This window comes from Enterobacter cloacae complex sp. SHL021, assembly GCF_049237765.1.
Taxonomy (GTDB): Bacteria; Pseudomonadota; Gammaproteobacteria; order Enterobacterales; family Enterobacteriaceae; genus Enterobacter; species Enterobacter cloacae.
Window position 1 is genome coordinate 224,422 of sequence record NZ_JBMKJG010000006.1, and the last position, 17,291, is coordinate 241,712.

General features: G+C 53.1%; 32 protein-coding genes and 1 pseudogene. 9 read left to right on the top strand and 24 right to left on the bottom strand.

The window, feature by feature from the left end:
- The first annotated feature begins 189 nt into the window (after positions 1-189).
- The gene (gene fliE / locus ACOTZF_RS08345; RefSeq protein ID WP_013097729.1) at positions 190-504 is read left to right on the top strand and encodes a flagellar hook-basal body complex protein FliE; all 315 of its coding nucleotides are present in this window, start codon (positions 190-192) and stop codon (positions 502-504) included.
- A 26-nt stretch (positions 505-530) separates the two neighbouring features.
- Here the strand turns inward: fliE and ACOTZF_RS08350 are convergent, their stop codons facing one another.
- The 24 genes and pseudogenes from ACOTZF_RS08350 to ACOTZF_RS08465 form a co-directional block, all read right to left on the bottom strand.
- Positions 531-1,826 (bottom strand): tyrosine-type recombinase/integrase, encoded by a 1,296-nt coding sequence (locus ACOTZF_RS08350; RefSeq protein ID WP_421636071.1) that lies wholly within the window; start codon positions 1,824-1,826, stop codon positions 531-533.
- A gap of 45 nt (positions 1,827-1,871) precedes the next feature.
- Positions 1,872-2,117 carry an excisionase family protein gene (locus ACOTZF_RS08355; protein WP_014070846.1) on the bottom strand — a complete coding sequence of 82 codons (246 nt, stop codon included), beginning with the start codon at positions 2,115-2,117 and terminating at the stop codon, positions 1,872-1,874.
- Positions 2,118-2,229: 112 nt separating this feature from the next.
- Positions 2,230-2,502: pseudogene (locus tag ACOTZF_RS08360) on the bottom strand (dATP/dGTP pyrophosphohydrolase domain-containing protein); the annotation flags it as partial.
- A 57-nt stretch (positions 2,503-2,559) separates the two neighbouring features.
- Positions 2,560-2,799 (bottom strand): DUF4222 domain-containing protein, encoded by a 240-nt coding sequence (locus ACOTZF_RS08365; protein WP_062937911.1) that lies wholly within the window; start codon positions 2,797-2,799, stop codon positions 2,560-2,562.
- A complete protein-coding gene (locus ACOTZF_RS08370) occupies positions 2,777-3,124 on the bottom strand; it encodes a hypothetical protein (RefSeq protein WP_062937910.1) in 348 nt (115 codons plus the stop codon). Before ACOTZF_RS08370 ends, ACOTZF_RS08365 begins: the two co-directional genes overlap by 23 nt.
- Positions 3,124-3,342 carry a TraR/DksA family transcriptional regulator gene (locus tag ACOTZF_RS08375; RefSeq protein ID WP_129252305.1) on the bottom strand — a complete coding sequence of 73 codons (219 nt, stop codon included), beginning with the start codon at positions 3,340-3,342 and terminating at the stop codon, positions 3,124-3,126. Before ACOTZF_RS08375 ends, ACOTZF_RS08370 begins: the two co-directional genes overlap by 1 nt.
- 1 nt (position 3,343) lies before the next feature.
- The gene (locus tag ACOTZF_RS08380; protein ID WP_129252306.1) at positions 3,344-3,769 is read right to left on the bottom strand and encodes a hypothetical protein; all 426 of its coding nucleotides are present in this window, start codon (positions 3,767-3,769) and stop codon (positions 3,344-3,346) included.
- A gap of 91 nt (positions 3,770-3,860) precedes the next feature.
- Complete coding sequence (locus ACOTZF_RS08385) at positions 3,861-4,052, bottom strand: DUF1382 family protein (RefSeq protein WP_129252308.1); 192 nt, start codon at positions 4,050-4,052, stop codon at positions 3,861-3,863.
- On the bottom strand, positions 4,049-4,366 hold the full coding sequence (locus ACOTZF_RS08390; protein ID WP_126327833.1) for a hypothetical protein: 318 nt from the start codon (positions 4,364-4,366) through the stop codon (positions 4,049-4,051). Before ACOTZF_RS08390 ends, ACOTZF_RS08385 begins: the two co-directional genes overlap by 4 nt.
- Entirely contained in the window at positions 4,350-4,865 is a 516-nt protein-coding gene (locus ACOTZF_RS08395; protein ID WP_421636072.1) for an HNH endonuclease, read from the bottom strand. Before ACOTZF_RS08395 ends, ACOTZF_RS08390 begins: the two co-directional genes overlap by 17 nt.
- Positions 4,862-5,080, bottom strand: coding sequence for a hypothetical protein (locus ACOTZF_RS08400; protein ID WP_130027216.1), 219 nt, complete (start codon positions 5,078-5,080; stop codon positions 4,862-4,864). The genes ACOTZF_RS08395 and ACOTZF_RS08400 overlap by 4 nt, the downstream gene beginning before the upstream one ends.
- Complete coding sequence (locus ACOTZF_RS08405) at positions 5,077-6,207, bottom strand: DNA-methyltransferase (RefSeq protein WP_421636073.1); 1,131 nt, start codon at positions 6,205-6,207, stop codon at positions 5,077-5,079. The genes ACOTZF_RS08400 and ACOTZF_RS08405 overlap by 4 nt, the downstream gene beginning before the upstream one ends.
- Entirely contained in the window at positions 6,204-6,356 is a 153-nt protein-coding gene (locus tag ACOTZF_RS08410; RefSeq protein WP_421636074.1) for a DUF1317 family protein, read from the bottom strand. Before ACOTZF_RS08410 ends, ACOTZF_RS08405 begins: the two co-directional genes overlap by 4 nt.
- Positions 6,353-6,781: a regulator gene (locus tag ACOTZF_RS08415; protein WP_421636075.1), complete on the bottom strand. Its 429-nt coding sequence runs from the start codon at positions 6,779-6,781 to the stop codon at positions 6,353-6,355. The genes ACOTZF_RS08410 and ACOTZF_RS08415 overlap by 4 nt, the downstream gene beginning before the upstream one ends.
- Positions 6,778-7,458 carry a lambda exonuclease family protein gene (locus tag ACOTZF_RS08420; RefSeq protein ID WP_421636076.1) on the bottom strand — a complete coding sequence of 227 codons (681 nt, stop codon included), beginning with the start codon at positions 7,456-7,458 and terminating at the stop codon, positions 6,778-6,780. Before ACOTZF_RS08420 ends, ACOTZF_RS08415 begins: the two co-directional genes overlap by 4 nt.
- Complete coding sequence (bet, locus tag ACOTZF_RS08425) at positions 7,455-8,300, bottom strand: phage recombination protein Bet (RefSeq protein ID WP_421636077.1); 846 nt, start codon at positions 8,298-8,300, stop codon at positions 7,455-7,457. The genes ACOTZF_RS08420 and bet overlap by 4 nt, the downstream gene beginning before the upstream one ends.
- An 18-nt stretch (positions 8,301-8,318) precedes the next feature.
- Entirely contained in the window at positions 8,319-8,603 is a 285-nt protein-coding gene (gene gamL, locus ACOTZF_RS08430) for a host nuclease inhibitor GamL (protein WP_421636078.1), read from the bottom strand.
- A gap of 7 nt (positions 8,604-8,610) precedes the next feature.
- Positions 8,611-9,582: a hypothetical protein gene (locus ACOTZF_RS08435; protein ID WP_421636079.1), complete on the bottom strand. Its 972-nt coding sequence runs from the start codon at positions 9,580-9,582 to the stop codon at positions 8,611-8,613.
- 70 nt (positions 9,583-9,652) lie between these two features.
- The gene (locus ACOTZF_RS08440; protein WP_421636080.1) at positions 9,653-10,099 is read right to left on the bottom strand and encodes a hypothetical protein; all 447 of its coding nucleotides are present in this window, start codon (positions 10,097-10,099) and stop codon (positions 9,653-9,655) included.
- Positions 10,086-10,259, bottom strand: coding sequence for a host cell division inhibitory peptide Kil (locus ACOTZF_RS08445; protein WP_045616389.1), 174 nt, complete (start codon positions 10,257-10,259; stop codon positions 10,086-10,088). Before ACOTZF_RS08445 ends, ACOTZF_RS08440 begins: the two co-directional genes overlap by 14 nt.
- Positions 10,256-10,414, bottom strand: coding sequence for a hypothetical protein (locus ACOTZF_RS08450; protein WP_023330205.1), 159 nt, complete (start codon positions 10,412-10,414; stop codon positions 10,256-10,258). Before ACOTZF_RS08450 ends, ACOTZF_RS08445 begins: the two co-directional genes overlap by 4 nt.
- Complete coding sequence (locus ACOTZF_RS08455) at positions 10,411-10,623, bottom strand: hypothetical protein (RefSeq protein WP_163371681.1); 213 nt, start codon at positions 10,621-10,623, stop codon at positions 10,411-10,413. The genes ACOTZF_RS08450 and ACOTZF_RS08455 overlap by 4 nt, the downstream gene beginning before the upstream one ends.
- Positions 10,624-11,419: 796 nt before the next feature.
- Positions 11,420-11,896, bottom strand: a complete 477-nt coding sequence (locus tag ACOTZF_RS08460; RefSeq protein WP_125093395.1) for a hypothetical protein — start codon at positions 11,894-11,896, stop codon at positions 11,420-11,422.
- A 35-nt stretch (positions 11,897-11,931) separates the two neighbouring features.
- Positions 11,932-12,624, bottom strand: a complete 693-nt coding sequence (locus tag ACOTZF_RS08465) for an XRE family transcriptional regulator (RefSeq protein ID WP_001514163.1) — start codon at positions 12,622-12,624, stop codon at positions 11,932-11,934.
- Between the two features lie 127 nt (positions 12,625-12,751).
- Here ACOTZF_RS08465 and ACOTZF_RS08470 point away from each other — a divergent pair, with 127 nt between their 5' ends.
- The 8 genes from ACOTZF_RS08470 (at position 12,752) to ACOTZF_RS08505 (ending at position 17,217) form a co-directional block, all read left to right on the top strand.
- Positions 12,752-13,003, top strand: a complete 252-nt coding sequence (locus ACOTZF_RS08470; RefSeq protein ID WP_001514164.1) for a transcriptional regulator — start codon at positions 12,752-12,754, stop codon at positions 13,001-13,003.
- 29 nt (positions 13,004-13,032) lie between these two features.
- Positions 13,033-13,578: a toxin YdaT family protein gene (locus tag ACOTZF_RS08475; RefSeq protein ID WP_421636081.1), complete on the top strand. Its 546-nt coding sequence runs from the start codon at positions 13,033-13,035 to the stop codon at positions 13,576-13,578.
- Positions 13,579-13,663: 85 nt separating this feature from the next.
- Positions 13,664-13,831, top strand: coding sequence for a hypothetical protein (locus ACOTZF_RS08480; RefSeq protein WP_013095956.1), 168 nt, complete (start codon positions 13,664-13,666; stop codon positions 13,829-13,831).
- Positions 13,818-14,903, top strand: a complete 1,086-nt coding sequence (locus ACOTZF_RS08485) for a replication protein (protein ID WP_421636082.1) — start codon at positions 13,818-13,820, stop codon at positions 14,901-14,903. The genes ACOTZF_RS08480 and ACOTZF_RS08485 overlap by 14 nt, the downstream gene beginning before the upstream one ends.
- Complete coding sequence (locus ACOTZF_RS08490; RefSeq protein WP_421636083.1) at positions 14,900-16,273, top strand: replicative DNA helicase; 1,374 nt, start codon at positions 14,900-14,902, stop codon at positions 16,271-16,273. The genes ACOTZF_RS08485 and ACOTZF_RS08490 overlap by 4 nt, the downstream gene beginning before the upstream one ends.
- Positions 16,263-16,577 carry a protein ren gene (locus ACOTZF_RS08495; protein WP_421636084.1) on the top strand — a complete coding sequence of 105 codons (315 nt, stop codon included), beginning with the start codon at positions 16,263-16,265 and terminating at the stop codon, positions 16,575-16,577. The genes ACOTZF_RS08490 and ACOTZF_RS08495 overlap by 11 nt, the downstream gene beginning before the upstream one ends.
- Complete coding sequence (locus ACOTZF_RS08500; RefSeq protein WP_421636085.1) at positions 16,574-16,870, top strand: DUF4406 domain-containing protein; 297 nt, start codon at positions 16,574-16,576, stop codon at positions 16,868-16,870. The genes ACOTZF_RS08495 and ACOTZF_RS08500 overlap by 4 nt, the downstream gene beginning before the upstream one ends.
- Positions 16,867-17,217, top strand: coding sequence for a hypothetical protein (locus ACOTZF_RS08505; RefSeq protein ID WP_421636086.1), 351 nt, complete (start codon positions 16,867-16,869; stop codon positions 17,215-17,217). The genes ACOTZF_RS08500 and ACOTZF_RS08505 overlap by 4 nt, the downstream gene beginning before the upstream one ends.
- Positions 17,218-17,291 lie beyond the last annotated feature (74 nt).

Sequence of the window (17,291 nt, forward strand, 5' to 3'; positions counted from 1 at the left end):
TAGAGAAACAAAACTGACTCCCGGGTCGGCAAACACGACAAAAGTTCCATATTGATGGCCCAGCCATTATTTGATGATTCGTGATTTTCTATGGGCCAAATAACCTGGTTTTTTATCGCTATTTACCGCCATTATCTTATTGACAAGCTGTTAGTCTTGACCGCGTAAAAAACCATCCAGGGGAGAGTCATGGCTATACAGGGTATTGAAGGGGTTATCAGTCAGCTGCAGGCAACCGCGATGACGGCCCGTAATCAGAATGTGGCAGAACAGCAGCCGACCATCAGCTTTGCCGGGCAACTGCATGCTGCGCTCGACCGTATCAGCGATACCCAGACCGCCGCGCGTACCCAGGCCGAGAAGTTCACCCTCGGTGAACCTGGCGTGGCGCTGAACGATGTGATGACCGATTTGCAAAAAGCCTCGGTCTCTCTGCAGATGGGGATCCAGGTGCGTAATAAGCTGGTGTCTGCGTATCAGGAAGTGATGGGCATGCAGGTTTAGGTTATCTAACCTAATGATATTTATTATTAATAATCATCCGATCCCACAGCGTGGGGCATGGATGGGGCAAACTCACTCAATTTCTGGTTGAGGATGAGTACCTGGTCCTGGTTATTTTCAGCCATCCAGGATCCGTACACCCGGTAAACCATTTGTGCGTCGGTGTGTCCCATTTGCTTCGCGATGAAGTTCGGGTTTGCACCGGCAGCCAACGACCAGCATGCATACGTGTGTCGGGACTGGTATGCTCTGCGATAGCGAATCCCGGCGCGTCGCATTGCCGCTTCCCACGACTGGTTAATCGACCCCACAGCGTAATGATGCCCGGCCCGGCCATTACGCAATCCCTTTTTGGGATTAAACACGAAGGTGCACGGATGCACTTCTGTGCGACCAAACTCACGCAGTTTCACCTCAACCTGATACTGCTTACCCAGGCGGGTTAATTCGGCCTGGTTCTTCAGTACGTCGATAGCTGGCTGAATTAGGTTGATGATGCGGTTTGTACCGGCCTCGGTTTTCGGAAGGGTGAACTCCTTCGTTAACGTGTGGTTTCGGCGGATCATCATCGTTCCAGCTTTCAGGTCGATATCTTCCCAGGCCAGCGACACCAGTTCGCCGTGGCGCACGCCGGTGTACACGGCCAGCGACCACATGTTTTTCAACTGCTGAGTCGCACAAGCGTTAATCAGCCTGACAAACTCATCGCGGGTGAGCGGATCAGGCTCGCAACGCGAACGCTTGAGAAGGGCGATCCCGGTGAACGGGCTCACCTTCACATAACCGCTTTCAGCTGCGAACTTGAACATGCCAGCCATGGTCTTCATGTAATTGTTGACCGTTCTTACTGTCCGGCCCTTTACAGGCGTACGATGGCCAGCCTTCAAAGTCTGATAACCGGTCAGCAATTCCTTTCTGATAAACAGCAGGTCTTCCTGTGTCACCGCAGATACAAGCCTGTCACCGCCGATCCGTGGAACCATATTGCGCGTTATAGATGTATAACGTGACATCGCGTTGGTGCTGATCTCCATGCGTTTCAGCTCAAGCCACTTGTTCGCCAGTTCAAGCACGGTGATTTCCTTGCTCTCCACCCCAAACCTTCTCAGGTTCGGTGAATCAGGGAACTGGGCGGCATAGTTGAAGTTGCCAGTCTTTATCGAAAAGCACACAGACGCGCGCAGCTCGCCAGCGACTTTTCTGTTTTTTGGTGTATCCGGCACGCCGAGGCTTTCACGCACCCGGCTGCCTTTATAGATGAACCATATGCGGAGTGTTCCGCCATGGTTCTCCACGCCTGTTGGGTATGCTGACTTAGCCATTATTCCCTCCTGACGTCCAAGAGCCCGCTAAGCATAAACGGATCTTCATTGGCGCGCACCCGGCTGTTTCTTTGACATGCTCTCAACCCACTGGTCGACAGCCTTTCGGTTGTACATGCATTCGCTGTTTTTCTTCGGCACGCCGTCAGGTGAGACGTGAAGATATTCCCGTCCTACCATCCAGCATTTTTTACGGGCCCGCTCGATAGTGCCCGGGCGAAGGCCGGTAATCTCGACGAGCTTTTCTTCGGTTACCCAGTCGTTGGGCACGATTAAGGTCATTTCGCTCATGGGTGTCTCCAGGCAAAAAAAGAACCCGGCGCTGGGCCGGGCAAAAGGGATAACGGAGCAGTGCTTTCGCACCCAATAGCCAGCTCATAACTGGCTATCAGTTGCGTCAAGGTTTGATGTGAAGACGCGGCTCCCCGTCTTTCGGTTCCGGCCAGTGGCGGGTCATGTTCACCTTTAGTTTTTCTTCCAGCGCCGCGGTGATTTGCTCATCGGTGATACCGGCGCGCCGCTGCGCGTCCCAAAGCAGGAACTGCATATCAGCCCATTCACTTAGGTCGGCAGGATCGGCAGCAGCTTCCAGCGCCTCTTTCGAAAGGTGCTTCAGAGGTCCGATGGGGCCGACATTGCCGAAGGTCTTTTCTGACCATTCAGCGTGGCGCCGCCGGATCAGGTTTCTGGTGAACTGCGATTTCTTCGATTCGTAAGGTTTCACGCTCTCTCCTCATGCAGCACGCATTGCGCGCAGCTTCTTCAGGTGTTCTGCTGTTTCGATTTCTTCAGCGATCCGCTCGGCCTCTGCTTTGGTCAGCGGCTCGAAATCCTGATTAAAGCGGCCCATGCTGGCAATGCAGGTGCGGCCGTTGCGGATGTAGTGGATTACTTCGTGGGTAGCGCGGAGGATTTTGCAGGGTGCGCCGAAATCATCGGCGTACCAGGTGTTAGGCTGGATTATCCTGAACATTGGCTGACTCCTGCAAAAGGAGGTAGACGATTGCCACAGCGCGCAGCGGGTTACGGTGAGTCGAGCTGACACCAGACTCATGAGTTGCCTGCCACACGGTCTTACCTAATGGTACCAGACCGATTCGATGCTTCTTCATTGCCGGGTAGAGCTCTTCGGCACGACGTAACGGAAACCAGGCGGTGTTCTGTACCGTGTTAAACCAGTTCCACGACAAATTGGCACCGGTCTTTTCATGCGGGTGAATAGTGGCGGTGTACTTTGGCTTCAGGAAATATGCGAGCCTTACACTTATTTCACCGTCACTGAGTTTGGTGTAATCCATCAGGAGCCCCTTTGCTTACGGATAAGTTCCAAATCAGCCTGGCAACTGGCGCACGTCTGGCAACCGGGAACGGCAGCGCGCCGCGGCTCTGGAATTGGTTCGTCGCATTCCGCGCAATGCTCAGCTGATACGGCGTTGCGGTTCACTCGGTGATCGGAAAGGGCAGCGTTACGTTGAAGCTCTTCAATCTCTGCTGCTGTGTCGATGATGTCGGCCATGTTAAGCGTCCCAGTTGATGCCAGCAGACACGAGCTGTCGGCAATGTCTGATAATTTGAGCGCGGTTTACTGTGCCAAGGCGCCATGGAGAGCAGTAAGGGGTAATGTCTATTTCTTCATCCCAGCCAGCTTTATTGCGGGCATCCATCTCGCCTTCATGGTCGTGCGTCAGCATAATTAAATGATCGTGGAGCACGAAAAAGGCATCGTAACTATCGCACTCGCCAGTCCAGTAATCAGGGGAACCCCAAATGTGCCATTCGTCGTGATACACCGTTCCATGACGGCCTTCGAAATCGCCACACTCAAGGGTGAAATCTGCGACGTTAATGCTCCTTGGTCTTAGTTGAATAAGCAGCTCCATTGCCGATTTGCTGAACTTCTTTTCAATACGAGCTTTACGGTTAGTGAACTTGTAGCGAGCCATTTTCAATGCTCCCGGAACTGTCGGTTAATTCGGTTGAAGGTGAACGCCAGCAATAAAAAAGGCCGCGATAGCGACCTGGTTATTAGTGCCTTCATGCTGCGCCGCCTTCATTCTTTTCGGCTTCGACAGCCATCTGCTCAAGCCGTCGTGAAATCTCGGAGGCCAGCGTCTGGAATTCTTCCTCGGTCGCCACCGGGATCGGCACAAAGCGAATTCCGATGTGCGCCAGGTGATTGGCAATGTCGAGGCTTTTCCTCAAATCGACGGGCGAGGCTCTGTTCATGACGCACCGCCAACGTTGCGCAGCCAGATGCAAACCGCGCCATCTTCCGTGTCGTGAATTGAACCGACAAACCAACCACCACCGGCGGGTGTCTCTGGTTGCCACGATGAAATGTCATAGCCGTCAACATCGGGATCGACATCACCCTCATCGCGGTAAATCACTTTCCACTCTAGGCCGTTCTTCTCCAGCCATGCGTTGAACTCAATGGGCGAAATGGACTCGCGTCCATCGCAAAACTCATCGTAAAGCGGGTGAGTCCAGTAACCGTATTGGTCGCGTTCGACGGGTAGGGCTTTAATTTCTGTTGTCATGATTAACTCCGTGGTTAGCAAATTCACCGTGATATTGTTCTCTGTAAACTCTCAGGCTTTCTTCTGCCTCCTCTACGGAGTCAAACCAGCCTATAACAACCCTTTTACCGCCAACCTGACAGCGAGCTCTCAAGCTTTGCATTTTCTTATCCCACCCAACCCCCTTTACCCCTGAAATGCTGTCCTTTCTGACATACTGATTCATCATGTTCTGTGAACGAGAGGCGAGCCTAAGATTTGATATTCTGTTATCCGATCTGTTGTTGTTTACATGGTCAATTTGTTCTTCCGGCATAGAGCCATGAACATATAGCCACGCCAGTCTGTGAGCTGAATATTTAACCCTATCTACCTTTATGTAGGCATAGCCTGTGTAATCTACAAACCCAGCAACATCACCTGGATGCATGCAATAGGCGGTAGGGTTTAGCCAATAAAAAACCCCTGTTAAGGGGTCGTATCGAAGCACTTCTTTTAGCCTGTTTTGCGTAAGGGTCATTGCTCAACTCCAAACCTTTTGTTCAGGCGGCCAGTTTTGACGACGAACTCCAGGAGGCTAACTCCCAGAGCTTCAATTTTCTTGTGATGCTTGTTGATGATGGGAGGCACCGTTTCGTTCCAGTTAGGCTTTGGCTTCTTGCGCATGGCCTGCTGGATTTCCTCGGTGCAGCGGCGGCAGGCGGCGCGGATGGCGTTGTCTGTTTCTGGCGTCATGCGGCCTCCGTCGTCTTTTTGAAGGAGTGAGCAATTCGCGCAGATGCAATGGTTACGTAATCCGGGTTCAGGTCGATGCCGATGAAGTTAAATCCTTCCTCGATAGCTGCCCGGCCAGTGCTCCCGCTACCCATCCACGGATCAAGCACGGTACCGCCAGATGGAGTAATCAGCCTGCAGAGGTAACTCATCAGAGCGATCGGCTTAACGGTGGGGTGATTGTTCTTCGCGCCACTGGTACGCCCGGCACCGGCGCGCGGATCGTTAATGCCGACGCTTCCTTCCTTGCGTCCGCCGGTCATTTCGCTGGCTGACGTCGCAATGAATCTCTCGAGGCCTTCATCGCGCTCTTTCGGTTTTACCTTGGCACAGTAAAAGAAGCGGGCGGCGCTCTTGCTGCTATCGATACGTGGAGTTGACTCGTGCCGCCGGTTCATTTGCCCGTAGCAATTCGCCGCACCCATTTTAGAGCTTGGCTCATTGCCGGTAAGCGCTCCTTGCTGGCCTTTCGCATCCGGGAACGCTGACACGACAACATCACTTCCGTCGTGAATGATGTTTGCCGGCCAGCGACCCTCTGGTGCCTGCTCGTAATCGGCAACAGGTTCGGTACCATCGCGCTGGTGTGAAAGCAGACCGCCAGCACCGCCATTTAGCGCCTCGTCGGTAGGGATGCGGCAGGCATTGATATTGATCGCCCCGGTACCATGCTCGGCCATGTTCGCTGACACCGTTTTTTTGAATGGCTTGCGAGCCATGACGATCGGTTCGTGCGCAGGCTTCAGAGCCGTTCCCCAGCCATCAAAATCACCATCCAGGTTATGCGACTTGGGGAAGCCGCTGCCATAAATCCAGAGAATTTGGTCGCGGATTTCGAAACCGGCATCCTCTGCATTAACCACAAGGCGGTGATAGGTACGTGATCCGCCGAACGCCAGAAGGTGTCCGCCAGGCTTGAGAACGCGCAGGCATTCCTGCCACTGCTCTACAGTCGGGACGTCGTAATCCCATTTGTGGTTCATGAAGCTCAGCCCGTACGGTGGATCCGTCACGATGGCGTCAACTGAGTTATCCGGCAGCGTTTTCAGGACGTCTTCGCAGCGCCCGACGTGGAGTTGATAGGTCATGCAGCCTCCTGCCTTTCCCGATATTCCTCAGCGAGCCGCTGCGCTTTTAATGGATTACTGACCACTGCACCCCATGGCATTAGCCAGCCGTTACCAATGAAGGGAAGGCACAGTGTGCCAACCCTGATGTCGTCGTGAGCGTGAGTCATAGGATGGACTCCATTTCATCGATATAGAGGCACTGAGCAATCAGGCGGCGACGGCGTGCGGCACGCGCTATGCACTCCTGCCGTCTACCTTCCTGCGATTGATCCATGGCGCGCCGGGTGAACAGCCGCGATTTACCCTGCGGCGTTACAACCTTTGGCTTCGTGACCAGGTCGAATGTCCGGTCGCAGATACCGTCCTCGTTAATCCACTTTTCCGACTCAACGATCTGCGCTATCTGTCCGGTGCCGCGGGTAATGCCGTTGGCAACCCGGTTAAACTCAATGAGCGTTACGCCAAACTTCTCAGCGATTTCGCTGCCGGTTACCGGGCGGCCGCGCGTCTGAATCATCCATATAACGCGCTCACGGAGGCCGGAGAATTGCCCGGTTCGCCCGGGCCGGCGGTAAAAGGGTGTGCGTTTCATTTCCACTGCTCCCCGAACGTGAATCCGATCTCCGCCAGCGCCTCGTCCATCTTCTCGATGAACTCCGGCACCATTTCGTTGAAGTCGGTCATGTACTGCGGATCCCGCTCAACGACCACATGGTGAATGCCTTCTCGCTTCATTCGTGGGTCGTAATTGGCGAAGAACCAGGCGTCTTTCCCGGTCACCCACATGCTGTACTGCACCTGGGCCATGTACTCGGACTTAATGGCTTCGAAACCGCCGAGGCGGAATTTCATAAAGTCACGGGAGGTGAACGGGCATTTCAGCTCAAGGCCGAACCCGTTACTACAAAGGCCGTCAGGGGAGCACGCGGTGCGCATGCTCTCGTCACGGAACAGGATCGGAGACTCCGTGACTTTCACGTCGGTGGTGAACTCGAAGAGAGTGCGGGCGTCTTCCTCATGCTGCTTCCCCCAGGCCAGCGCCTTGGCGTTAACCTCTGGCGCTACGCCAGTGCATACCTCGGCGAGCAGGGTGTGGAAGTAGGACATCTTCATGCCCGTCCATTTGGTGCCGGAGCGCGGCTTGGAAATGACGTTGTGCACTTCAGAGGCTGTGATAACGCCGAGGCGCAGCCGGTGCCACGCCTCATCGCCCTGTTGGATAGTTGTTACGTCAATGCCAGTTCGGGAAAGGATAATTTCTGGTGTCATGCTGCCGCCTTAGCCCTTTTCTGAAGGAAGCCAAACCCTTTCTGCGCCTCTTCCTCAGTGAGGTCTGAAGCCACAAGAATTGGCCGTTTGAAGATGTCGCTGCACACAGGGAGGAAGTCTTTCTCCCAGTCTTTATCCAGGGTCGTTAAGAGATCGGTTATCGCCTGCAGCGTTTCTTCGCTTGCTGCTGGTGGAAGTACTTCAGTGGTGTTGCGCGGCGTGAAGTCACGGATATCAACGTCCAGTGATTTGCCTTCCATTTCTTCGGCGGTAGGCTGCTGTCCAATCTCAGGCCATGCCTTACGCAACGCCTGGGCTTCTGCGCATTTCGCCAGCTGGCCGTATGGGCGCTTTTTCCACATTGCATTCGGCGCCGTGGTGTCGCGGCCGGCGGTGGCATAGTTTTCAATCCAGTATTCTTTGGCGCTGAACTCGACGATCTCGCCGCTGGGCATGCGCTTATAGACGGTGTATTTGCACCACTGAGGGAAGGTCACCTCGATACCAGTAAGCGTCAGAGTTACGTCTGGCCCGAACGCGGGCTCGCGAGCCCCGGCATAATCGCCGGAGCGGTCTGCCTGAATGCGGTAAAGCCCGATGCCCGGCATAACTACGTCGCGCCAGTCGCCTTTGCCTGTTTTCGAGTCTTTGACGTACATCGGAACGAGGTGGACAGGTTTGAGCAACGGATCCAACTGGCGGGCGCGGCAGTAGTCAAGCGCCATCATTACCGATTCGTCTTTGGCGCCAGGGTAGATGCTGTTCTTCAGCGCGCTCCAAGTGGAGACGTCGACGCCTATCTCCTGAAGCGACGTCGCTGTGATTGTTAATTCGTTTGCCATCGTTAATCCCCTCAAAAATTAAAACGGGCAGCCGGTGCGGTGTTCCCAGTCGTATTCCGCCTGGGCGTAAGCAACTGCTGAAATGAAATCGTTGTAGGCCTCGACAGCTTTATCGCTGCGAAGTCCTTCGTATGGGCTGGAGTCAATCGGGACTGAGAAGTGGAAGAGGCCGGACGGCTCTTTTGGCATCATGTCGATGAATTCCCGAGCGCGGTCGCCGATCCACTTCTCTTTCTCGTCGGTGAGCTGCTGCTCAACCCAGCGCCGATCTTCGATTCGGTCGTAAGTGAGGTATGCGTTCATGGTTGCCTCAGTAATGAATTTTCGCGCAGGGGATCAGGTCATCTTTCAGAGCGGTGAGTACTTCGATAGCCTGTTCGCGGGTTAAGCTGGTATTGCTGGTGAGCGCGTTAACGATGTTGGTGCCGACCGTCTTGCGATGCTTCACGTCAGATTCACGTTTTGCCTGTTCGTCGGCGATGCGCTTCTGCTCAGCCAGACGGGCTTCTTCTGCCTGTTTTGCTTTCAGGCGTTCAGCTTCTACCGCCATGGCCTTTTCACGTTCAGCCCGGGCTTCCGCTTCCTGCTTCTCACGTGCCGCACGCTGTTCCGCTTCAATGCGCTGGCGTTCGGCAAGTTCAGCGCGGGCTTTTTCTTCAGCTTCGCGACGTGCTGCAGCTTCAATCTCCGCTTTATGTCTCGCTTCGGCTTCGCGCTTGGCTTTGTCAGCTGCTTCCTGCTTAATGCGCTCTTCGTGCTCGCGCTGAGCCTGTTCCGCCAGGCGGCGCTGCTCTTCGCGGTCACGGTCAAACTTGTCATTCATCAGCAGAGCCATTTCGTGGTCTGCCTCGATCTGCGCGGCGCGCTGGCGGTCAAACTCTTCGTTCATTTCCAGCGCTTCGGCGTGCAGCGCGTTCATGGCTTCTTCAGCCTTAATGCGTTCCTGCTCGGCATCCCATTCATCGCGGGGCTTAAGGATTGCGTCACGAATGGCATCGCACTCTCTGGTGAATACTCGCAATTCCTCTTCAGCGGGCTTAACCGCCTCTTTCAATCGCTTGAGGTATTCACGACCAGGCTTCTCTATAGCTGTTTTGCTGGAGCCAACCATGCGCGCCAAGCTGCCAATGCGGTCACGGCCTTTTTTAGTGGTAACATCTGGAACTTCTTTAGCCAGTTCGCGGATTTGCTCGAGAAAGCCATTAAGTCCACCCGCGCTGTAAAGCGCTGGCGCCTGTTCAGGCTTGATTTCGATGACAGTTAAGTCCGTTACTTCGCTCATGGTTTCTCCTGAAATTTGGATGTGCAGATCCCGCCCGCATTTAGCCAGGCCGATCGGTTGAATAGAGTGGTTACTTAGAAAGTTTTGAATTCCAGCACTCTATGGCTGAAATTGGTGAGTCGAAGGTAACCGGAGCTATCCATCCGCAACATTTCAGCTGGAACTGATTCAGGATGTATGGCTCAGGAGCAATCCTGCATCCGCGATTCCATTCGAACGCTTTAATTACAGGCTCTCGTTTGCAAAATGGACACTCTGTTGCTTCAGGGAGATTTTCGAAAGAAATGTCAGGTAATGATCCATCATCTTCAGCCCACTGAAGTTCGCCTGGCACAATGACCGAATATCCGTCCCAACGATCAAACTCAGGTGAAAGAACATCTTCGAAACCAGCGCCGCGAAGTCGAAATTTCGCCCGGGCAATAACCGTAAGACCTTTAACTTTTCGGCTGGCCATCCGCCAGACATAAACACCGGCGGCATCTGGCTTACGTTCAGAATATTTAACCCATTGCATGCTCACCTCCACGCTGATTCGAATTACCTCGATACCAAGGCATTCCAGCGGCTCTTTTCATCTCTTCGTTGGCTTCCATCCATTTAGCGCCATCACCGTTCTGGCGCGCATCACGGGCTTTCTGCTGAGCTAAGCGAAGAAGTGGGTGATTGATAGTCATACCTTCACCTCAACCTGTTCCAGGAGGCCAGCGATATGCATCTGCCAGCGGTTCAGCACCAGTTTTTCCCGCGGTGCCGATACTGAAGTCAGCTGCCACTCGTTATCGTTGAGCTTTTTGGCGGTGTACTGCTTGCCGTTGTGGGTGACTGTCATGATGCCTCCCGGGCGCGCAGCATCTCGTCGGCCATTTCGTATGCCCAACCAGGAATAGCTCCCTGCGGCTCATGCGCTGCTATCATTGCCTGCATAGCCTTGGCTGCGAAGTAATCGCGCAGCGTCATGCCAGATTCGCTTTGCCAGTCTGAGTTGCAACCAACATTTCCTAATTCTGGGAAGGCTGGACCTCCAGTTTTATTGCTCATAAATCCTCTTGGCCTTATCGCGGCGAACGGAACGGTTAATACAAGACTTCAACGCATTTATTCAGTGTTTCAATGGGCGGTGGATGGCCGCCGGTTGTCATAACTAAGCCGCCTCGGTGAAGCGACTGAGGTATGGCCGATAAAAAACCCGCCGGAGCGGGTCTATTTGATGCGTCTTACTAACTGCCCTTGTACGTTCACGCCGTCACCTGGCTGCAGCCTCCATAGCTCACATAGCTGAGATTCAGTCCACTGACGGAAGTCGATTAGCTCCCGTAGAGAAATACCGATCTGGTGATTAATTTCGAATTCTGGCATCGCCTTACCCTCTGTCGTTACCCGCTGATGCGGGAGAAATGCTTTGGTGGTGAGCGCAGCCGGGCGACTAACTCCGGTCGCGTACTCATTGCCAAGCGCCTTCGCCGAGAAGGTTTGCTTCTGCACTCACCCCAAAACATTCCAGTTACGCACCATTGCCGCTCTCCCTGAGCCCGCCGGGCGTCCGACGCATGGTTTACTGTCGCGCCGTTCGACTGACCGAATCTCAACTTCTCCGCTGGCTAACTTCGCTCAGCTGTCGATGTTTCGTTTCGATGGACTAACAATAGCTAAAGCGATTATTTCAGTCAATCGCCAAAACGATATTTATCATCGATAAAGTGATAATGCATTGAATGTTAAAGCGATATTTTTTTTAAACGAAGTGGAAAAAAGTGATGTTGAAGGCGGTTTGATGGGAGTGAAATGAAGGTAGTAGATGGAGGTATAAAAAAACCGGCTTTCGCCGGTTGGTTAATCAGTTGCAGTTAACTTTCCTGCCTACGAAGATCAAGTCTCCGTACTCGTCATTGGTATTCTTAAACCTAAGAACCTGTCCATTACGGATAAAGGCCCAGTAGAGTTGCTTACCTGTGTATCCGCCATAAGAATTTTTTGCGTTCACGAAAACACACGTTGAGTAACCGTAAACAAAGTTCCTGTTCTCAACCATAACCTCTTTGCGGAGTGGAGAGAAGTCGCTGAATTTCGCGGAATCAGGATCCTTTAAGGCATCCTTGATTGTTGCCTGAACCAGCTCTTTATAGTTCTTTGGCTTTTCACCGACATCGGCTGTTTCAAGATTGATATTTCTCACCTTCTCGGCAAACTCGGCATCATGTTTTTTAGCCTCAGCCATCTTCTGATCGTAATCAGAAGCAATACGGGCATAAGGTGGTTGCGCACACGCGCTGAGCAATGCAGAGGCGATAACTACAGTTGCTAATTTTTTCATCTTCCCATCCCAGAGTAATTACTGTGTAAATTTTGTTATGCGAATCTTTTATAATCGACTGACTGTCTCAGCAGTACTTTAGCCATGACGTAGAACGCGTCCTCATCTTCAGGCTCGACGTACCATTTTTCGTAAATCGGGTTATCGGATATTACTGCCAGCCTGTCTCGCTGCATCTGCAGGCGCTTAACGTGCAGTGTCTTCCCAAATACAAAGACGTATACACCGTCACCATCAAAGTGCGTAACACCGGTATCAACGAAGATCTGATCACCAGGTGAAATAGTGCCGTCCATGCTGTCACCATTAACTGTGATCACTTTGACGTGCGCAGCTGGACGGTTGCCGAACAAGGCTCGCGCCTGCTCAGTCGTGTATTCAATGGCTCGGATAGTTTCAATGAAATCGCTGGTGACAATGCTGCCCGGTCCAGCGCTGGCTTTAACATCGAGTACATCCACGCGGTAAATCCCATTCAGTGACGGCTTAACCTGGTATAGCGCAGACGGTTCTCTTGCGCTACTCGAAGCCATTTCCCCTTCACCAGTAGACAGCCACTCCGGCCGCACACCCAGAACAGAGGCAATCTCAACAGTTTTACGGGAACCGTTCGCTTCCTTGAGTAGCTTATTGACGCTGGACTGAGCCATGCCGACATCTTTGGCTAATCGGCCCTGTGTATATCCAGCATATTTCATTGCCTGCGCCAGGCGCTCCGAGAATCCCATATTCACCTCTGTTAATGACTCCCTTAACTCTATCGCTCAAGCGATTATTTAGCAAAAAATCGCCTATGCGATTGACATTCGCTAAAGTGATAACCATAATCGCTTTAAACTGATAGCTGAGGTGATTATGAAGACCCCAACAGTAGAGAAGAACTCCGCAGTAGAGAAAGCGATCGCCATCGCTGGCAGCCAGAAAGAACTGGCAAAACGTTGCGGCAAAGCTCAGTCCACTATCTGCGACTGGCTTAACGGAAAGAAACGCATCTCCCCAGTTCACGTTCCTGAGCTGGTGAAAGCGGTTGGTGGTGAAATCCAGGCTCATGAATTCCGCCCGGATCTGCCGTCCATCTTTCCACACCCTGACAACCATGCCGCTTAACGGCGGCTCTAACCACGAAAGGGAAAGCAATGCATTCACTTGCGTATCAACAAGGTAACAAATTTTCGCCAACGGCGATGATTTACCAGAATCGCCGGGAGCCTGATTCCGCGGCGTTAAACATCGATGGGATCCGCGCAGCTGTTCGCGCCTGGGCAGCTGATTGCCGCAGCCGTGAATTTGTTGCGGCGCTGATTGTGGAAGAGTGGCGGGCTACCGGCGGTACCGGGCTGGATATCCCGACTGACTCGCACCGCCAGATGCAGAAGGTGTTTCGCTGGATTGATGGCGATACCGAATATGCGGCCAACAACATTCGCCACCTGGCACCGGCAATCATGTCCGTCCTGCCGCTGGAGTATCGCAACCGCCTGGCGCCACAGAACGACACGATGTCGCTGATCGCATCCGCGATGAAAGAGTGTGCCGAAGCTAAGCAGGCCGTGCTGCTGGACGCTCCAGAGCATCAGAAGCTGAAAGAGGTAAGCGAGGGTATAGCGTCGCTGTTCCGCCTCATGCCGGAGCAGGTAGGGCCGTTGATGACGATGGTGACGTCGATGCTGGGGGTTATGTGAGAGGCACCAGAAAAGAAAAAGCCCTTGAAGCGGTCACTTCAAAGGCCTTCCAAACACTGTGTTACGCCAAGTAACGGGAGTAAGTATGTCAAAAACTCGCAAAAAGTACCAGGAAAAAGAGGAACGTCGCCATCCAGATTCACCAGATGGCCTGGTTGTCGCCGCCTCAAAAAACAGAGCGTTCGCTGAGCGCTTCGTTGGCATGGCAAGACTGGCACTGATTCAGGCAGGGGTGAAGCATGGGCGTCGTTAAGCATTTAGCAGACTACAGGCCGCCGCTGGAGGTCGTGGAGCATCGTGTGGCGCAACTGGAAGATGGGTTCACTCGCGTCGCGAATGAGCTTCTTGATGCCGTTATGGCTTCAGGTTTGAGCGAAACTGAGATGTGCATTGTGCTGGCTGTCTGGCGCAAAACATACGGCTTCAATAAAAAAATGGATTGGGTCAGCAACGAGCAACTTGAGCAGATGGTTGGTAAGCACCACACGCATTGCTCTACTGCCAAAAACCTGCTGATCGGCAAGAAGGTATTCATTCAGGAAGGCCGCAAAGTTGGCATGAATACCAATATTTCCGAGTGGAAAACGAAGGTTAACGGATTCTGCAAAACATTAGCCAAACCTGCTAAGAAAACCTTAGCGGAAGTTGCTAACAGAACTAAGCAGAAGGTGCTAACCACAAAAGACAATAATCAAAATACAGAAAGACAAGATCCCCCTAAATCCCCCCAGGGGGAAAACTCACTCGCTCAGGAAGTGATGGATTACTTCAACGAGCTAACGGGTAGTCGTTGTGCTGCGCTGGCACCTTTTGAGAAAGCTCTCTCCACAGTGAAGAGCAAAGATCAATGCTACACCGCTGAAGAGCTGAAGTTGGTTATCCGCTGGGCCCATGTGAACTGGGGTCACAGTTTCAAGCCAGAGAACCTGTGCCGTATGACCCGCTTTGATGGATACCTGTCAGACGCCCTGATATGGGCTGATGGTCAGGGAAGCAATCCGGCAGCCTGTCCGCACGAAGAGATCATCAAACTCTGGAATGAAAAATTCCCTGCTAAGGCCGTGTCGGTGCATGAGTGGAACCGCCGCCGCCCCGCATATCGAGACCTCGAAGCTGTGTGGAACGGCAAAACCACTCAAGGAAACTGGCGAGAACTGAAGCACATGGGCATGGCCTTCGAGCTGATTAGCAAGTCTTCCCTGTTCGGCACCAGAGGCGATCAGCCATGGCTGACTCTCGACTGGATACTGAATCCGAAGAACTGGGGATCTGTATACGAGCAGTCCATCAACGAGCACCGTGAGCGCAAGGGAGTGAAAGCATGAGCCGTTTTATCGATTTGTACGTTGAGCAGGCCGTCATCGGCGGGATCATGCTCGCAGCTGGGCGCGCTGACGGTGTGGACATGGCGACTGATGCGATTGAGGGGCTGACTGAGGACCACTTCACAGCAACGCCTCACAAGGTAGCTCTGCGGTCCTATAAGCGACTCAATGAATCCGGTTCGAAGATAGACCTGCTGACTCTGACCAGTGATCTTGAACAGCTTGGCGCGCTGGATAGAGTGGGTGGGTTTGCTTACCTGGCTGAATGCAGCAAAAACACGCCATCGTTCGCTAACCTCGCCGCCTACTGCGAGAAGTTGCGGGAAATGCATCTCGGTCGCCGGATGACGCTGGCTCTACAGGTGGGGATCCAGAAGCTTTCCGAGCCATCATCCGAGGGTATCGCTGACATCATCGGAAATATTCAGGCTGATATCTCTGGCATCGAACACAACACCGACTACGGCACCGAGCACATCACCACTGGCATCGACATGTCGCTGGAAACCATCCAGGCGATCATCAGTGGCGACATCTGGAAATACAAAACAGAGCTTGGCATGTCGACCATCGATAGCGCTTTCGGAGGATTCAACAATACGGATTTTATCGTCGTTGGCGGACGTCCTGGCATGGGGAAAACCATGTTTAGCACCACAGTGACAGAAACCGTAGGCTTGAAAAACAAAAAGCCGGTGCTGTTCTTCAGTCTCGAGATGCCAGTGGAACAAATCTCTGAGCGTGTCGCGTTCCACCGGGCGCGGGTAAGCAAAGAAGATCTGCTGAGCAAGGTTAGCGGGAAAATGGACGAAGCATGGGGGAAGGTTAGTCACTGCATGAAGGAGTTCATCGACTCTCCGATCTACATCAATGACAAGCCTTCCCTGAGCGTTCACCAGGTGCGTGCGGAAGCGCGGCGTATGAGTAAGAAGTTGGGCGGACTGGGCGTGGTAATCGTCGATTATCTCCAGAAGATGCGGATGTCAGACCCGGAGAACATGAACCGCAGCGTAGGGGAGATCGCCACCGGCCTGAAGAACCTGGCGAAAGAGTTGCGTTGCCCGGTCATCGCACTGGCTCAGCTTAACCGTAAGGTCGAAGAACGTGCTAATAAGCGCCCGGTCGCAGCTGACCTCCGCGAGTCCGGTGTTATCGAGCAGGAAGCCGATGTGATTTTCATGATCTACCGGGATGAGAAATACAACCCGAACACCGAACTGAAAGGCATCACCGAAATCATCTGTGTGAAGTCCCGCCATGCGCCGGGGGCAGAAAAAACCTACCACTTCAGCAGCCGCTACTCCGGACTGGACCCGGTAGATTTCACCTACAGCGGCCAGATGCAACAGGAGGCTGACTATGAGTGCTAAGACGATGAAAGGCAAACAGGCAATTCTGCGTTATCTCGAAACGCACCGGACCTTCACCGAGAAGGATGTGGCCACAGAGTGCGGCATAACCATCAACTGCATCACGAAGAACGCTATCGATCTGGAGCGGGCCCGCAAGATTGTCCGGGTGAGCAAGGTCTGGCGAACGGTGACTTATCGCCTGGCGATGCCAGAAGAACAGGATGGCACCGCGCGCAGCTGCACCAACGGAATATTTCAGGAATGCCGCAATAGCGCGGCTATGAAGCGAGTATTGATGGTTTGTGGGAGGGTAGGGGTATGAAAATTTACATCGCAGGACCAATGACGGGTTACGAAAACTACAACCGTCCTATGTTTAACGCAGTAGCACAGCAGATGTTATCAGGTGGTCATGTGGCATTAAATCCGGCCACGCTCCCGGATGGTTTATCTAAGCGTGAGTATATGGACATCTGCCTGGCGATGCTTCGCTGCGCCGACGCCATTCACATGCTGCATGGGTGGCAAGAGTCGGATGGTGCTGTCGCTGAGCATGCCATGGCTAAAAAGCTGGGAATTAAAATTTCTTACCAATTTGAAGGAGCTGCCGCATGAAACCAACATACAAAGAACTTGAAGGCAAGTGCGCGGCGCTGGCTGCGGAGTTGAGTGCAGTTGAAGACATTCACAACGATGCAGTGTTTATCACTGATGAGCACTATGAGCAGTGCCCGCCGGAAGTACAGAGGATAATTCGATCGCTGGCTGTGTTGCAGATACCAGCGTACCAAAATTTCCTGGCTGAAGTGCGTGCGCAGGGTGTGGATGCAGCAATCGAAGAGTTAAACCAACTAGCTGAGCGTAGCGAGAAAGAAGCACCAATTGCAGCAGGGCATTATCGCTCAGCAGCATTGTTCTTTAAGTTATTCGCAGACTCAATACGCAAAGGAGTGCAGTCATGATTACAGGAACCTCAAATTACGACGAAGTGCCAGTGGTGCCATGCACAATCTGCGGCGGTTACTACAAGGCTGAT

Excerpts from the sequence above, each read along its gene's own strand:
- ACOTZF_RS08375 (WP_129252305.1), bottom strand. The coding sequence starts at position 3,342 with ATGGCCGACATCATCGACACAGCAGCAGAGATTGAAGAGCTTCAACGT.
- ACOTZF_RS08450 (WP_023330205.1), bottom strand. The coding sequence starts at position 10,414 with ATGACAGTCACCCACAACGGCAAGCAGTACACCGCCAAAAAGCTCAAC.
- ACOTZF_RS08470 (WP_001514164.1), top strand. The coding sequence starts at position 12,752 with ATGAAGACCCCAACAGTAGAGAAGAACTCCGCAGTAGAGAAAGCGATC.
- ACOTZF_RS08350 (WP_421636071.1), bottom strand. The coding sequence starts at position 1,826 with ATGGCTAAGTCAGCATACCCAACAGGCGTGGAGAACCATGGCGGAACA.
- ACOTZF_RS08365 (WP_062937911.1), bottom strand. The coding sequence starts at position 2,799 with ATGTTCAGGATAATCCAGCCTAACACCTGGTACGCCGATGATTTCGGC.
- ACOTZF_RS08475 (WP_421636081.1), top strand. The coding sequence starts at position 13,033 with ATGCATTCACTTGCGTATCAACAAGGTAACAAATTTTCGCCAACGGCG.
- ACOTZF_RS08435 (WP_421636079.1), bottom strand. The coding sequence starts at position 9,582 with ATGAGCGAAGTAACGGACTTAACTGTCATCGAAATCAAGCCTGAACAG.
- ACOTZF_RS08405 (WP_421636073.1), bottom strand. The coding sequence starts at position 6,207 with ATGACCTATCAACTCCACGTCGGGCGCTGCGAAGACGTCCTGAAAACG.
- ACOTZF_RS08390 (WP_126327833.1), bottom strand. The coding sequence starts at position 4,366 with ATGACAACAGAAATTAAAGCCCTACCCGTCGAACGCGACCAATACGGT.
- ACOTZF_RS08395 (WP_421636072.1), bottom strand. The coding sequence starts at position 4,865 with ATGACCCTTACGCAAAACAGGCTAAAAGAAGTGCTTCGATACGACCCC.
- ACOTZF_RS08460 (WP_125093395.1), bottom strand. The coding sequence starts at position 11,896 with ATGAAAAAATTAGCAACTGTAGTTATCGCCTCTGCATTGCTCAGCGCG.
- bet (WP_421636077.1), bottom strand. The coding sequence starts at position 8,300 with ATGGCAAACGAATTAACAATCACAGCGACGTCGCTTCAGGAGATAGGC.
- ACOTZF_RS08440 (WP_421636080.1), bottom strand. The coding sequence starts at position 10,099 with ATGCAATGGGTTAAATATTCTGAACGTAAGCCAGATGCCGCCGGTGTT.
- ACOTZF_RS08505 (WP_421636086.1), top strand. The coding sequence starts at position 16,867 with ATGAAACCAACATACAAAGAACTTGAAGGCAAGTGCGCGGCGCTGGCT.
- ACOTZF_RS08420 (WP_421636076.1), bottom strand. The coding sequence starts at position 7,458 with ATGACACCAGAAATTATCCTTTCCCGAACTGGCATTGACGTAACAACT.
- ACOTZF_RS08465 (WP_001514163.1), bottom strand. The coding sequence starts at position 12,624 with ATGGGATTCTCGGAGCGCCTGGCGCAGGCAATGAAATATGCTGGATAT.
- ACOTZF_RS08355 (WP_014070846.1), bottom strand. The coding sequence starts at position 2,117 with ATGAGCGAAATGACCTTAATCGTGCCCAACGACTGGGTAACCGAAGAA.
- ACOTZF_RS08485 (WP_421636082.1), top strand. The coding sequence starts at position 13,818 with ATGGGCGTCGTTAAGCATTTAGCAGACTACAGGCCGCCGCTGGAGGTC.
- ACOTZF_RS08400 (WP_130027216.1), bottom strand. The coding sequence starts at position 5,080 with ATGACGCCAGAAACAGACAACGCCATCCGCGCCGCCTGCCGCCGCTGC.
- ACOTZF_RS08410 (WP_421636074.1), bottom strand. The coding sequence starts at position 6,356 with ATGACTCACGCTCACGACGACATCAGGGTTGGCACACTGTGCCTTCCC.
- ACOTZF_RS08380 (WP_129252306.1), bottom strand. The coding sequence starts at position 3,769 with ATGGCTCGCTACAAGTTCACTAACCGTAAAGCTCGTATTGAAAAGAAG.
- ACOTZF_RS08500 (WP_421636085.1), top strand. The coding sequence starts at position 16,574 with ATGAAAATTTACATCGCAGGACCAATGACGGGTTACGAAAACTACAAC.
- ACOTZF_RS08480 (WP_013095956.1), top strand. The coding sequence starts at position 13,664 with ATGTCAAAAACTCGCAAAAAGTACCAGGAAAAAGAGGAACGTCGCCAT.
- ACOTZF_RS08495 (WP_421636084.1), top strand. The coding sequence starts at position 16,263 with ATGAGTGCTAAGACGATGAAAGGCAAACAGGCAATTCTGCGTTATCTC.
- gamL (WP_421636078.1), bottom strand. The coding sequence starts at position 8,603 with ATGAACGCATACCTCACTTACGACCGAATCGAAGATCGGCGCTGGGTT.
- ACOTZF_RS08445 (WP_045616389.1), bottom strand. The coding sequence starts at position 10,259 with ATGACTATCAATCACCCACTTCTTCGCTTAGCTCAGCAGAAAGCCCGT.
- fliE (WP_013097729.1), top strand. The coding sequence starts at position 190 with ATGGCTATACAGGGTATTGAAGGGGTTATCAGTCAGCTGCAGGCAACC.
- ACOTZF_RS08385 (WP_129252308.1), bottom strand. The coding sequence starts at position 4,052 with ATGAACAGAGCCTCGCCCGTCGATTTGAGGAAAAGCCTCGACATTGCC.
- ACOTZF_RS08370 (WP_062937910.1), bottom strand. The coding sequence starts at position 3,124 with ATGGATTACACCAAACTCAGTGACGGTGAAATAAGTGTAAGGCTCGCA.
- ACOTZF_RS08490 (WP_421636083.1), top strand. The coding sequence starts at position 14,900 with ATGAGCCGTTTTATCGATTTGTACGTTGAGCAGGCCGTCATCGGCGGG.
- ACOTZF_RS08415 (WP_421636075.1), bottom strand. The coding sequence starts at position 6,781 with ATGAAACGCACACCCTTTTACCGCCGGCCCGGGCGAACCGGGCAATTC.
- ACOTZF_RS08455 (WP_163371681.1), bottom strand. The coding sequence starts at position 10,623 with ATGAGCAATAAAACTGGAGGTCCAGCCTTCCCAGAATTAGGAAATGTT.